We start from the raw sequence: 13,717 nt of genomic DNA, 5'->3' as shown, positions 1-13,717 counted from the left end.
GCGCACACTTTTCGGCATCATGCTCTAGCGTCCGGCAAGCGTCATGCCTTCGATGGCGAAGGTGGGGGCCGCGACGCCGAACTTCCGGTCGATGTCGTTTGCCGGCGTCAGGCGCATGAACATCTCCTTGAGGTTCGAGGCGATCGTCACCTCGGAGACCGGGAAGGTGAGTTCGCCGTTCTCGATCCAGAAGCCGGTGGCGCCGCGGCTGTATTCGCCGGTGATCATGTTGACGCCGTGGCCGATCAATTCGGTCACATAAAAACCGTTGCCGACGCTGCGGATCAGATCCTCCGGCGAGATGTCGCCGGGTTCCAGCGCAAGGTTGGTGGAGGAGGGCGAGACAGCGGTGCCGCCGCGCACGCCGCGGCCGTTGGTTTCGAGGCCGAGCTCGCGCGCGGTCGAGGTCGAGAGGAACCAGTGCTTCAAAACACCGTCCTCGATCATCACCAGCCGCTCGCCGGACACGCCCTCTCCGTCGAAGGGCCGCGAGGAAGGGCCGCGCACGATCAGCGGATCGTCGGTGATCGACAGGCCTGACTTCAGCACCTGCTGGCCCATCTTGTCGCGCAGGAAGCTGGACTTGCGGGCGACGGCAGCACCATTGATCGCACCGGCGATATGGCCGACGAAGCCGCGGGCGACACGCGGGTCGAAGATGACGGTGACGTCCTTGCCGGTCGGCACCTGGCGCGGGTTGACGCGCTTGATCACCCGTTCGCCGGCGCGACGGCCGATTTCAGCGGGATCGTCGAGCTCGGCATAATAGAGGCGGCTGTCATAATCATAATCGCGCTCCATGCCGGTGCCTTCGCCGGCAATCACGCTGACAGAATGGCCGAAACGCGAGGCCATGTAGCTGCCTTCGAAACCGTGCGAGGTGGCAAGAACGAGGCCGCCCATGCCGGCCGACGCACCGGCGCCGGAGGAATTGGTAACCCCCTTGACCGCAAGGGCTGCGGCTTCAGCGGCAAGACCCGCCTCGCGCAGCATCTCGGAGGAAACCTCGGTGGTGTCGAGCAATTGCAGGTCGGGATAGGATCTCGAAAGGCTCGCCTCATCCGCCAGGCAGGCGAAGGGATCTTCCGGGGAAACCTTGGCCATGGCGACGGCGCGTTCTGCCAGCGCCTGAAGATCGAAGCCCGGATTGGCCGAAACGCTGGCGACGCGCTGGCCGATGAAAACGCGCAGGGAAAAATCGTCGCTTTCGGAAGATTCCGTGCCCTCGACCTTGCCGAGGCGGACGCTGACCGATTGCGAGCGCGACCGGACGACGACGGCGTCGGCGGCATCGGCCCCTGCCTTCCTTGCCAGATCGATCAATTGACTTGCACGGGAAAGAAGTGTCGAGGAATCAATTTCAGAGGACATGATTTGGCCTTTCCTTCGGCTTCCATTTATTGTGCACTCTCCCAAGCATCAAGGCCGCCGTCACCGATTCTTTATCAGGGCTGCCTGCTTGCTCCCCGCCGTCGAAAGAAATTGTCAGCATGTCAGCGTCCAATGCCTTTTTTTCCGAAACGATCCTGCTGCTTGGCGGGGCGGTGGTCGCCGCTCCGATCTTCAAGAAACTCGGGCTCGGCACGGTGCTTGGCTATCTCGCCGCCGGCATCGTCATCGGCCCGGTCTTCCACGGCATCACCGATGGCGAACAGATCCTCGCCGTCGCCGAACTCGGCGTCGTCTTCCTGCTCTTCATCATCGGGCTGGAGTTGAAACCCACCCGCCTCTGGCAGATGCGGCGCGACATCTTCGGCCTCGGCACGGCGCAGGTGGTGGTGACGGGGCTGGCGCTGACCGCACTTGCCTGGTTTTCCCAGGTTCTCGACTGGCGCGGCAGCATCGTTGCCGGCTTCGGCCTGGCGCTGTCTTCGACGGCCTTTGCCATGCAGATCCTCGAGGGCGACGGCGACGTCAATACGAGATACGGGCAGCGCTCCTTTTCGATGCTGCTGTTCCAGGACCTGGCGATCGTGCCGCTGCTGGCACTGATCACCATCCTCGACGGCGGCGACAAGGGCAACAACGCGCCGCTGATGGATTTCGCCGTGGCCGTCGGCGCGGTTGCGGCGATGATCGTCATGGGGCGTTACCTGCTGACGCCGCTTTTCCAGATCATCGCCCGGACCGGCGCGCGCGAAGCGATGATCGCGGCTGCCCTCTTCGTCGTCATGGGATCGGCGAGCCTGATGCAGCTTGCCGGGCTTTCGATGGCGATGGGCGCCTTCCTGTCCGGCGTGATGCTTGCCGAATCTTCCTACCGGCACGAGCTGGAGGCGGATATCGAGCCGTTCCGCGGCGTGCTGCTCGCCATCTTCTTCATCGCCGTCGGCCTGTCGCTGGAGCTCGACGTCCTCGCTGACAACGCGCTCTTCGTCATCGTCGCCGTACCGATCATCATGGCCGTCAAGGCGATCATCATTTATGGGCTCTGCCGGATCTCGGGCTCCCCGCACAACGATGCGATCCGCATCGCCTTCCTGCTGCCGCAGGGCGGCGAATTCGGCTTCGTGCTGTTCACCGCGGCAGGTGCGGTCGGGCTGATGTCGACGAGCACGGCCTCGCTGCTGATCGCAATCGTCACGCTGTCCATGGCACTGACGCCGATCGGGGCGGCCCTTTCGAAGCGGCTGCTCAACGGCGACGAACAGGAGGAACTGGACGAGGATTTCGAGGGCGCCGGCGCCGACGTGCTGATGGTCGGCTTCTCCCGTTTCGGCCAGATCGCCGCCCAGATCCTGCTTGCCGGCGGGCGCAGCGTCACCGTCATCGATTTTTCGGCCGACCGCATCCGCCAGGCCTCCTCCTTCGGCTTCCGCATCTATTTCGGCGACGGCGCCCGCAAGGATGTGCTGCGCTCGGCCGGCATCGACCGGGCGAAGATCGTGCTCGTCTGCACGCAGAAGAAGGAAATCACCGACAAGGTGGTGGAACTGGTGCAGGCCGACTATCCGCACACAAGGCTCTACGTGCGCTCCTACGACCGCATCCATTCGATCGAACTGCGCAACAAGGGTGTCGACTACGAGCTGCGTGAAACGCTGGAATCGGGCCTGCTCTTTGGACGGCGAACGCTGGAGGCGCTCGGCGTTTCCGAGGTCGACGCCTACGAAATCGGCGAGGATATCCGCAAACGCGACGAGGCGCGCCTGGTGCTGCAGGTGTCCGAAGGGCTGCAGGCCGGGCGCGACATGCTGTTTTCCCACCCTGTCCGCCCCGAACCGCTGGTCAAGCCGAAACGCGCCGCCGATCCCTTCGAGGACGATCCGCTGGCCGGAACCGCAGATGCGACGGCGGACGCCTGATCGCCCCGACCTGATTGCGAAATTGACGCATTGAATATCAAGGGGGCGACGTTTATCAAACGCGCGATCGGAGCGATCCAAGAGGGAAACTTGATCAGACGGACGAGACAGATCGAACAATGGGCGCTGCGCATCCTGTGCGCGGTCGCACTGGTGTTCGTCGGCTTCGCCCATCAGGTGCCCGCCGCAGCGGCTGGCGAATTTGATCCGGCTGAACTCGGCCAATATGTGCTTCCGGACGGGTCACTGCCGACGCTTTGCGTCACCACGACGGACACATCCGGTCAGAGCCAGCACGACAAGGCGCATTCGCACGGTTGCGAAGCCTGCCGGATCAGCGCCGCCATCCTCCTGCCGGCGCCGACGGACATCGCCGGTGCTGCCATACCCTTTGCGGCTGCGGTTGAACTGCCGATCCGGGCTGAGGCCTTCCATCGCCAGCTTTTCCCACCCAATACCGGTCCTCGGGCTCCTCCTTCCGATCCGATCCCTGCCTGAACTTCGCGTAGCGGCAGGCGCCGTGACGCGCCTTTCAACGCCGGCCGACCTGCATGCGTGCCGTCGGTCGTGGATACGGATCCATTCTCATGTCGACCATTACTGCTGCCGAACCGGCAGAGGACGCGGCAAACGGCGTTTCGCTCTACCGTGCGATCTGGCGCTGGCATTTCTTTGCCGGGCTTCTCGTCATACCCTTCCTGCTCAATCTGGCCGTTACCGGATCGCTCTATCTCTTCAAGGACGAGATCAACAGCACCTTCTTTGGCTACCGCTACAGTGTCCAGCCGGCTGGCGAAGCGCTGTCGCCGGAGCGGATCGCAGAGATCGCCGCCTCCGCCGCGCCGGGCTCAACCGCAACATCCTACAAGGACCCGGTCCTGCCCGAGCGATCGGCCATCGTCACCCTCTCCAGCGATGCCGGCTCGATGCTGGTCTTCGTCAACCCCTATGACGGCAAGGTGCTCGATGTGGTCGGATCGACCGACGAGTTCAATTATGTCGTCAAGCGCATCCACAGCCTCGCCTATTTCGGCACCATAACGAACCGGCTGACCGAGATCACCGGCGGCTTTGCCATGGTGCTCGTCGTCACCGGCATCTATCTCTGGTGGCCGCGACGCCAGACGGGCGGCGTTGTCAGCGTGCGGGGAACGCCCGGCCGCCGCGTTTTCTGGCGCGACCTGCATGCCGTGACCGGTGCCTTCGCCGGTGTCCTGATCTTCTTCCTTGCGATGTCAGGCATGCCATGGTCGGGCTATTGGGGGGCGAACGCCAATGCCTGGCTGACCGAACACGGCCTCGGCTATCCGGTGCAGCTCTGGGACGACGTGCCGAAGTCGCGAAAAGTCACCGAGGATATCCTTCCGAACAGCGGCTGGATCGTCGAGAAGGCGCCGGTCCCGCTTTCCGATATCGCCGCAGCGCAATCAGCCAAGCCAATCGGCCTCGACAAAGCGGTGGAGATCCCCAAACGGCTGGGAATGGCGCCAGGCTTCGACGTGGCGATCCCCTCCGACGAGACGGGCGTCTATACCGCCTCGCTCTTTCCCGACGATCTTACCGACGAACGCACCCTCCATATCGACCAGTATTCCGGCAAACCATTGATCGATATCGGCTTCGATCAATATCCGTTCCTCGGCAAAGCGATCGAGTGGGGCATCAATGTCCACCAGGGACAGGAATGGGGGCGTTTCAACCAGTTGCTGATGCTCGCAACATGCCTTGCAATTGTGCTCAGCTGCGTGACCGCCGTCGTCATGTGGTGGAAACGGCGCCCGATCGGCCGCCTCGGCGTGCCGCCCATGCCGCCAAAGCCTTCGATCTATTACGGCCTGTGGGTGATAGTCGGGATCTTCGCCGTCACCTTCCCGATGAGCGGGCTCGCGATTCTCGTCATGATCGCCTTCGACCAGATCGTCGTGCGGTTCGTACCGTTGTTGAAACGTGTTCTCGCTTGAGGGAGGCCATCAGATGAAGAAGATCATCGCTATTCTTGCCGGCGTGCTGCTTGCATCCATCGCATCTGCGGATGACGATCCGCAACAGGCGATCCCGGCGAGGCTGAAGGTGATGTTCGAAAGGCCAGACAAGCCGCTCGATATCGCCCCGGTCGTGGTTCAGGCCGATTGGGCGATCGTCGGCTGGCGGCAGGACGGACGCGGCGGACGGGCCCTGATGAAGAAGACGCATCACGGCTGGAGCATCTATTTCTGCAGCGGCGACAGCCTGAAGGATGCCGGGACACTGGAGACAGTCGGGCTTTCCGGAGATGACGCCGCCGGGCTGGCTGCGAAACTGAAGGATGCCGAGACCGGCCTCGATTCTTCCGCGCTTGCGCTCTTCTCAAGCTTCGAGGGCACGGTGATGATGAATGAGGCTTCAAACGGCGGGGGTCATGCCGGCCATGAGGGCCATGCCCAGTGACGCAGCTAGCGCTTCAGCCGAGCCTCAATTTCCCGGTCAAGGGCGAACTTCAGATCGTCCTTGACGCCGACGGACATGGCAAGGACTTCGCGGGCCTTGAGGAAATCCATGACGCCGGTGCGGCCGACGGTCGGGCGCAGGAAGATATGCGGCGGGCGAAGCTTCAACTTCAGCGAGATCGCCGTCTGCATCATCAGCTGGCCGGAGCCGAAGATGCTCTCCATACGGTTCGGAATATGGGTGCCGTCGCCTTCCGGCGCGCCGACGACATCGATGCCGACGACGATGTCGGCAAGATCCATCAGGCATTCATAGGGCACCGGATTGCTGATGCCGCCGTCGATCATCACCCGGTCGCGCAGGCGCACCGGCATGAAGACGGCGGGTATGGCGGAAGAGGCCGCGAGTGCGGGAAACAGTTCGCCCTGTTCGATGATGACTTCGCACTGCCCGTAATAATCCGTGGTGATCACCTTCATCGGGACCAGCAGATCCTCGAAGCGGGCCGGCAGCTCGGACGGCAGGAAGGCCTTGAGGATCCGCTCCAGATTGAACTGGCCGATGCGGATACCCTTGGCCACCGCATCGCGCACCGTCGCCGGCCTCAGGCCCCAGATGCGGGCGACGACGGCCGTCTTGTTGCCGACGGTCGTCAGCGCATGTTCGCGGATTTCGGCGCCTGACATGCCAGCCGCCATGCCGGCGCCCATGATCGCGCCGATCGACGAGCCTGATACCGCCACCGGGCGGATGCCGAGTTCATCGAGCGTCTCGATGACATGGATATGGGCAAGTCCGCGCGCACCGCCGCCGCCAAAAGCGACGGCGACCGTCGGCACATCGCTGATCGCAGGCAATTTCGGGCTGATGATCTCTGCCTGCTGCACGCCCGCCCCCGCTTATTGCGGCTGATATCGGAAGAAATGCACCCTCGTATCGCCGAAGATGCGGCTTTCGAGGAAAACATAGGCAGGATGGACGGAAACGACAATATCGGCGCGTTCTTCGAGCACCGCGATTGCGCCAGGCCGCAGCCAGCCGCCCTCGGCCGCCGCCGCCATCGCCTTCTCACCGAGACCCTTGCCATAGGGTGGGTCGGCAAAGAGCACGTCGAAGGGGTCGAGATTGCCGGCGCTGCCGAGATCGGTCGCATCCCGGCGCAGGATGCGCGTGCGGCCATGCAGGCCGAGCGCATCGATGTTCTCCCAGAGCAGCGCCCTGCCCTCGACGCTGTTTTCGACGAAGAGCGCATGGCGACAGCCGCGTGAAACGGCTTCGAGCCCGACGGCGCCGGTGCCGGCAAAGAGGTCGAGAATCCGGGTGCCATCGACGCATTCCGGATAGGCATGGCTCAATATATTGAACAGGCTCTCGCGCGTCCGGTCGGCAGTCGGCCGGATCTCGTTGGATTTTGGCACGGCGAGAGGCCGTCCGCGAAACTCACCGCCGACGATCCGCACCGCGCGTCATTCCCTTTCCTTTAGCACCACCTCTGGACGGCCCGCCCGCAGGCCTATCGCCGCCCGGCCTTTCACCGCCCGGCTTGGCGCCTTTCGGCTTGCCGGAAAAACTCTTGGCCCCACCAGGTTTGGTCCCACCAGGCTTTGCCGCAAAGCCCTTGCCACGAGGCTTGTCACCCGAAGGCTTGTCGCCGAACGATCTTTCGCCGCGCGGACGCTCGGAGCGGCCCTCGCCGGCAAAACTTCTGGCTGCCCGCGGGCGTTCGTCACCGTCCTCGCGCGGCCTGCGATCAGCACGCGGCTTGTCGCCGAAGGGCCGGTCTCCACGCGGGGGACGATCACCGAACGGCCGGTCGCCGCGCGGACGCTCCGAACGGCCCTCGCCGGCAGAGCTTCTCGCGGCCCGAGGACGCTCGTCGCCATCCGTACGCGGCTTGCGACTACCACGCGGGTTGTCGCCGAAGGGACGATCCCCACGCGGGGGACGATCACCGAACGGCCGGTCGCCGCGCGGACGTTCCGAACGGGCATCACCTGCGGAGCTTCTCGCGGCACGAGGACGCTCGTCACCATCCGTACGCGGCTTGCGATCACCGCGCGGCTTGTCGCCGAAGGGCCGATCCCCACGCGAGGGACGATCACTGAACGGCCGTTCGCCGCGCGCCGGGCGGTCGCCAGAACCGCGGTCTTCGCGGGCGGGGCGATCACCAAAGCCGCGCTTGCGGCCGAAGCCCTCGCCCTCATCCTTGCGACGGGGCTCTTCGCTCGAGCGGATCCACTCGCCATCCTCTTCGCGCACGCGATTCACCTGGGTGCGCGGGCGATCCTCGATGCGATCATTCTTTGCCGGCGCCTGCTCGCCGCGCCGGCGCGCCGTCTGCGCATTCTTGGCGGCTTTCGCCGCGGCCTTTTCGCCGAGCGGCCGGGCGCCCGGCGCCATCCAGACATTGGCGCTGCGGCGCTGGCCGAGCGGCTGGGGACGCTTCGGCTTCTCGTCGTCCCTGCGGCCGCCGTCGCGGCGATCGTCCTCTTTGCGCGCGCCACCGTGGCGGTCGTCGCGCTTGGTGTCGAGGCGGCTCAGCGCCCGTTCGCGCTTGTCCTCGTCGCGGCGCGGACGCTCGCGCTTTTCAGGTGCTGCGGGCTCTGCCTCTTCCTCGGCAGCGACCGCCGCCGCATTGTAGATCGGCGCGTCGAAATTCGCCTTGGCTTCTTCGATGAGGCGCGGGCCGAGCTGGTCGCGCAATGTGCGTCCGCGCACTTCGACGACATGGCCTTCCGGTAGGTCGCCGAGCTGGAACGGGCCATAGGAAATGCGGATCAGGCGATTGACGTCGAGGCCGAGCGCGCCGAGCACGTTCTTAATTTCGCGGTTCTTGCCTTCGCGAAGACCCATGGTGATCCAGACGTTCGAGCCTTGCGTGCGGTCGAGCGTCGCCTCGATCGAGCCGTAGAGCACGCCGTCGACGGCAATGCCGTCCTTCAGCTTGTCGAGCGCGTCCTGATCGATCTCGCCATGGGCGCGGACGCGGTAGCGCCGCAGCCATCCGGTCGCCGGCAGCTCGAGCGCGCGGGCGAGACCGCCGTCATTGGTCAAGAGCAGCAGGCCTTCGGTGTTGATATCGAGGCGGCCGATCGACATGACGCGCGGCAGTTCTTCCGGCAGGTTGTCGAACACGGTCGAGCGGCCTTCCGGATCGGCATTGGTGGTCACCAGGCCCGCCGGCTTATGATAAAGCCACAGCCTGGTGCGCTCGATGCCGCGGATCGGCACGCCGTCGACCTCAATGCGATCGGCGAGCGTGACGTTGACGACGGGGGTTTCGAGAACCCTGCCGTTCAGCGTCACACGGCCTTCCATGATCATGCGTTCGATGTCGCGGCGGGAGGCGACGCCGGCACGCGCCATCACCTTGGAAATGCGTTCGGCCTTGGCCTCGCCATCGGTCTCGGCGGCGACCGCGCGGGCGGCCGCAGGCTTTGCCGGCTTCTCGCCGTCCGCCTTCGGGCCGGCTTTCGACCTGATATCCCGTGAAAGGGGCTTTGCGCCCGGGCGTTTTGGCTTGTCTTTGGGTGTCATTTGTTGTTTGCCTGCCTTTTGGGCCTGTCTATCAGGTCACGCATCTGCGGTTAAGTGGAAATTCTTGCGATCGTGAAGACAAATCGTTTCATGGAGATGGCGCTCGAAGAAGCGCGTGCCGCCGGAGAACGCGGCGAGGTGCCGATCGGCGCCGTCGTCGTTGTCGACGATATTGCCGTCTCACGCTCGGGAAACCGCACGCGCGAGCTCAAAGACGTGACCGCGCATGCCGAAATCGCCGCGATCCGGCTCGCCTGCGAAGCGCTCGGACAGGAACGTCTTGTCGGCGCCGATCTCTACGTGACGCTGGAGCCTTGCACCATGTGCGCGGCAGCCATCTCGTTTGCGCGTATCCGCAGGCTCTATTACGGCGCCGAGGACCCGAAAGGCGGCGCCGTCGACAATGGCGTGCGATTCTATGGGCAGCCGACCTGTCACCACGCCCCGGAGGTCTATTCCGGCTTCAACGAGGTCCAATCGGCCGATCTGCTGCGAAAGTTCTTTTCGCAAAGGAGAGAGGCGCCGTAATCCCAGCGCCTCTGCGCGGCGCCGTCATCCTTGCCGGCGCGCAAAAAAAGCTATTGCAGGAGGTTCCACCACTGTTTGCCGGTGTTGGCGACAGCTGCATCCTTCTTGCGCTTCTTCTGCTTCTTGAGCTCGGGCTCGCCGACATCATCGAGCTTTGCCGGATCGTCGACGGTGCGGTAGCCGGGCGGCGGATCGGATATATAGCGGCGCTGGTCGACATAGGAGCCCTTCTGCAGGGCACGGGCTTCACGATAGGCCTTGGTCTGGGCTTCCGTCGTGCGCCGGCCGCCTTCGATCGCAGAGCTTGCGAGAGGCGAGCGGTAATTCGGATTGTCCGAATTCGCGTCGGCTTCCGAAACGAGACGAGCACGCGTCTCCTCCGGCGATTCAAGCCATTGCGGATTGTCCTTGTTGGCGACCGTCTGCTGCGGCGCAACGAGGGTCTCTTTCTGCGCCTGCGCCGGCAGCACCAGCGTCGGACGCGGCGTGTACTTGACGCCCTTGTTCTTCGGGTCCGGGCCGGTCAACGACACGGACTGGCCGAGATCGTCGGTCAACTGCTCCATGGCGGTCTTGTCGGTGCCGTAGGTCGGGCTGCTGGCACAACCGGACACCAGGGAACATCCCGCCACTACAACAGACAGGCAGGCGCCCATACGGAACCAATGCGTTGCTAACATGAAAACCCTTCCAGCCCTGCCGGTGCAATCCTCGCCCAAACCGGACAACCGTCCCCCTGACGCAAAAATCCGGCCATTTTCAGGCAGCTTTTACCGGATGAACCGCGAAAGCGCAATTCATCCGGCAATATTCTTCACTTGAGCGCGGCAAGTTCGCGAAGGGCAGCGGCGTCGCGGGCCGAAACATCGGGATATTCCGGATCGGAACCGACATCCCTGGTGATGCGCCAGGAGCGGGCGCATTTCTCGCCCTCTGCAAGCTTCGGCACGACGCTGACCTCCGGCACCTCCGCCAGGCGGAAGGCATCCACCGGTCCTTCGCCGGCCTTGATCTCGATTGCCGAGGTGATGCAGACTTCGGTGAAGTCCTGGCCTTCCAGCGCCTTCAGCAATTCCGGATCGGCGATATGGACGACAGGAGCCGCTTCCAGCGACGAGCCGATGCGCTTGTCCTTGCGCTCGATTTCCAGGGCACCAGTCACGACCGAACGCACTGCACGGATCTTCTTCCACTTCTCGGCCAGGGCATCGTTGCGCCATTCCTTTGCGACCGGGGCAAACTGCTCCAGATGCACAGAAACGGCGGACGGGTTGCGCGACAGCCAGGCCTCCTCGGTGGTGAAGGGCAGCATCGGGGCAAGCCATGTCACCATGCAATCGAAGATCTGACGGATGACGTGCAGGCTGGCGCGCCGGCGCAGGCTCGACGGCGCGTCGCAATAGAGCGCATCCTTGCGGATATCGAAATAGAGGGCCGAAAGCTCGACATTGGCGAAATCGATCAGCGCACGGGCAATCTTCTTGAAGTCGAAGGTGTCATAGTTCTCGCGCACCAGCTCGTCGAGTTCGGCCAACCGGTGCAGCATCAGCTGCTCCAGCTCCGGCAGATCGGCAAGCGCGATCTCCTCACCCTTGTCGTGGGCAAGCGTGCCGAGCATCCAGCGGATGGTGTTGCGCAGCTTGCGATAGGCATCGACATTGGTCTGGATGATTGTCTTGCCGACGCGCAGGTCGTCGGCATAATCCGAGGTCATCACCCAGAGGCGCAGGATATCGGCGCCGGCATCCTTCATCACTTCCTGAGGTGCTGTGACGTTGCCCTTCGACTTCGACATCTTCTCGCCCTTCTCGTCCATGGTGAAACCATGGGTGAGGACGGCATTGTAAGGCGCACGGCCGCGGGTGGCCGCCGATTCCAGCAGCGACGAATGGAACCAGCCGCGATGCTGGTCGGAACCTTCGAGATAAAGGTCGGCCGGCCACTTCAGGTCCGGGCGGTCTTCGAGCGTGAAGGTGTGCGTCGAGCCAGAGTCGAACCAGACGTCGAGGATATCCATGACCTGGGTCCAGCGGGAATGGTCGTGGTCATTGCCGAGGAAACGCTCCTTGGCGCCTTCGGCAAACCAGGCATCGGCGCCCTCATGTTCGAAGGCTTCGAGGATGCGGGCGTTGACGGCTTCGTCGACCAGGACCTCGCCCTGCTCGTCGGCAAAGACGGCGATCGGCACGCCCCAGGCGCGCTGGCGCGACAGCACCCAGTCCGGACGGCCCTCGATCATGGCGCGCAGGCGGTTCTGGCCGGCGGCCGGCACGAAGCGCGTATCGTCGATCGCACCCAGCGCGCGCGAACGCAGCGTCGTGCCGTCGGCAAGGGTCTTGTCCATATAGACGAACCATTGCGGCGTGTTGCGGAAGATGACCGGCTTCTTCGAGCGCCAGGAATGCGGATACTGGTGCTTCAGACGGCCGCGGGCAAAGAGCGCGCCGCGGGCGATCAGCTCCCTGATGACACGGTCGTTGGCATCGCCCTTCTTGCCGTTGTCGTCGATGACGCGGGCGCCCTCGAAGCCGGGAGCGTCGGCGGTATAGAAGCCGCCGTCGTCGACCGGGAACGGGATTTTGGTGTCGATGCCGCGGGCCTCAAGCGTGCGGACAGCCGACATCCAGGCATCGAAGTCTTCGCGACCGTGGCTGGGTGCGGTGTGGACAAAGCCGGTGCCGGCGTCATCAGTGACGTGGTCGCCTTCGAGCAGCGGCACGCGGAATTCATAGCCGCCGTCGAGACCCTTGAAGGGATGCGCGCAGGTCATCGCTGCGAAGTCGGCCGCAGAGACATCGCTCAAGCGCTTGTACTGCAGCTTGGCCTTGGCGAAGGATTCCTCGGCCAGCTTATCGGCAAAGATCAGCCTTTCGCCCGGACGCGGTCCGAAATCGTTCTCGGCGGCCGTCACCTCGTAGAGACCGTAGGAGACCCGCGCGGAAAAGGAGACCGCGCGGTTGCCGGGGATCGTCCAGGGCGTGGTCGTCCAGATGACCACGAACGCATCCTTGAGCGCGACCGGACCTTCGACGATCGGGAATTTCACCCAGATCGTGTCGCTCTCATAATCCTGGTATTCGACCTCGGCCTCGGCCAGCGCCGTGCGCTCGACCACCGACCACATGATCGGCTTGGAGCCGCGATAAAGCTGACCGCTTGCGGCGATCTTCAGGAGTTCGCCGGCGATACGCGATTCCGCGTGAAAATTCATCGTCGTATAGGGATTGTCGAAGTCACCCTCGATGCCGAGGCGCTTGAACTCTTCCGCCTGGACCTTGATCCAGCCGGCGGCGAATTCACGGCATTCCTTGCGGAATTCGTTGACCGGGACCTCGTCCTTGTTCTTGCCCTTCTCGCGGTATTTTTCTTCGATCTTCCATTCGATCGGCAGGCCGTGGCAATCCCAGCCGGGCACGTAATTGGCGTCGTAGCCGCGCATCTGGAACGAACGGTTGATGACGTCCTTGAGGATCTTGTTCAGCGCGTGGCCGATATGGATGTTGCCGTTGGCATAGGGCGGGCCGTCGTGAAGGACGAATTTCTCGCGGCCGGCCGCAGACGCGCGCAGTTTCTTGTAGAGACCCATCTCCTGCCAACGCTTGACGAGTTCCGGTTCCTTCTGCGGCAGGCCGGCGCGCATGGGAAAGTCGGTCTCGGGCAAATAGAGGGTCTTCGAATAGTCGATCTTTTCGGCTGTGTCGGTCATGTCTGACAATCGTTTTCTGGCGGCCCAGGAAGGGGCGCAACGGGCGTGAAATAGCTGGTGACGGAAGCGCTCGTATCCAAGCGCCAAAAACCCGGACCTTCCGGCCGCTTAGCGCGCGCGGAAGGCCGGGCCGATAATTCGCATCATCATTGCCAGCCGATATTTCTTCATCGCGCCGGTTCATAGGCGTTTTTGCCGGGAAAAGGAAGAGGCC

11 protein-coding genes are annotated in these 13,717 nt (G+C 63.8%); 5 read left to right on the top strand and 6 right to left on the bottom strand.

The genetic code is table 11. The features are described from left to right. Positions 1-24: 24 nt before the first annotated feature. Positions 25-1,371 carry a TldD/PmbA family protein gene (locus OLZ32_RS09785; RefSeq protein ID WP_264420774.1) on the bottom strand — a complete coding sequence of 449 codons (1,347 nt, stop codon included), beginning with the start codon at positions 1,369-1,371 and terminating at the stop codon, positions 25-27. 119 nt (positions 1,372-1,490) lie between these two features. Here OLZ32_RS09785 and OLZ32_RS09780 point away from each other — a divergent pair, with 119 nt between their 5' ends. From OLZ32_RS09780 to OLZ32_RS09765, 4 genes are all read left to right on the top strand, one after another. Further along, positions 1,491-3,305 carry a monovalent cation:proton antiporter-2 (CPA2) family protein gene (locus OLZ32_RS09780; protein WP_017990420.1) on the top strand — a complete coding sequence of 605 codons (1,815 nt, stop codon included), beginning with the start codon at positions 1,491-1,493 and terminating at the stop codon, positions 3,303-3,305. Between the two features lie 90 nt (positions 3,306-3,395). Further along, positions 3,396-3,803: a DUF2946 family protein gene (locus OLZ32_RS09775; protein WP_003545815.1), complete on the top strand. Its 408-nt coding sequence runs from the start codon at positions 3,396-3,398 to the stop codon at positions 3,801-3,803. An 89-nt stretch (positions 3,804-3,892) separates the two neighbouring features. After that, complete coding sequence (locus tag OLZ32_RS09770) at positions 3,893-5,266, top strand: PepSY-associated TM helix domain-containing protein (protein WP_264420772.1); 1,374 nt, start codon at positions 3,893-3,895, stop codon at positions 5,264-5,266. Between the two features lie 13 nt (positions 5,267-5,279). Beyond that, complete coding sequence (locus tag OLZ32_RS09765; protein ID WP_264420770.1) at positions 5,280-5,732, top strand: copper uptake system-associated protein; 453 nt, start codon at positions 5,280-5,282, stop codon at positions 5,730-5,732. A 5-nt stretch (positions 5,733-5,737) separates the two neighbouring features. Here the strand turns inward: OLZ32_RS09765 and OLZ32_RS09760 are convergent, their stop codons facing one another. The 3 genes from OLZ32_RS09760 to OLZ32_RS09750 are packed head-to-tail and all read right to left on the bottom strand — an operon-like array spanning position 5,738 to position 9,269. After that, complete coding sequence (locus OLZ32_RS09760; RefSeq protein WP_003545810.1) at positions 5,738-6,619, bottom strand: patatin-like phospholipase family protein; 882 nt, start codon at positions 6,617-6,619, stop codon at positions 5,738-5,740. Positions 6,620-6,631: 12 nt separating this feature from the next. Beyond that, a complete protein-coding gene (gene rsmD / locus OLZ32_RS09755) occupies positions 6,632-7,192 on the bottom strand; it encodes a 16S rRNA (guanine(966)-N(2))-methyltransferase RsmD (protein ID WP_264420768.1) in 561 nt (186 codons plus the stop codon). Continuing rightward, positions 7,173-9,269, bottom strand: coding sequence for a pseudouridine synthase (locus tag OLZ32_RS09750; protein WP_264420766.1), 2,097 nt, complete (start codon positions 9,267-9,269; stop codon positions 7,173-7,175). The genes rsmD and OLZ32_RS09750 overlap by 20 nt, the downstream gene beginning before the upstream one ends. Positions 9,270-9,359: 90 nt before the next feature. Between OLZ32_RS09750 and OLZ32_RS09745 the strand changes: the two genes are divergently transcribed. Then, the gene (locus OLZ32_RS09745) at positions 9,360-9,797 is read left to right on the top strand and encodes a nucleoside deaminase (protein ID WP_041936180.1); all 438 of its coding nucleotides are present in this window, start codon (positions 9,360-9,362) and stop codon (positions 9,795-9,797) included. A gap of 50 nt (positions 9,798-9,847) precedes the next feature. Here the strand turns inward: OLZ32_RS09745 and OLZ32_RS09740 are convergent, their stop codons facing one another. Together OLZ32_RS09740 and ileS are read right to left on the bottom strand one after the other, a co-directional pair. After that, positions 9,848-10,477 (bottom strand): hypothetical protein, encoded by a 630-nt coding sequence (locus OLZ32_RS09740; RefSeq protein WP_028743735.1) that lies wholly within the window; start codon positions 10,475-10,477, stop codon positions 9,848-9,850. A gap of 134 nt (positions 10,478-10,611) precedes the next feature. Continuing rightward, complete coding sequence (ileS, locus tag OLZ32_RS09735; protein WP_264420763.1) at positions 10,612-13,503, bottom strand: isoleucine--tRNA ligase; 2,892 nt, start codon at positions 13,501-13,503, stop codon at positions 10,612-10,614. Positions 13,504-13,717: the final 214 nt, after the last annotated feature.

The organism is Rhizobium acaciae (assembly GCF_025941625.1).
GTDB classification, from domain to species: domain Bacteria; phylum Pseudomonadota; class Alphaproteobacteria; order Rhizobiales; family Rhizobiaceae; genus Rhizobium; species Rhizobium acaciae.
The sequence above is the reverse complement of the archived record's forward strand: the minus strand, read 5'-3'. Positions and strand labels throughout refer to the sequence as shown.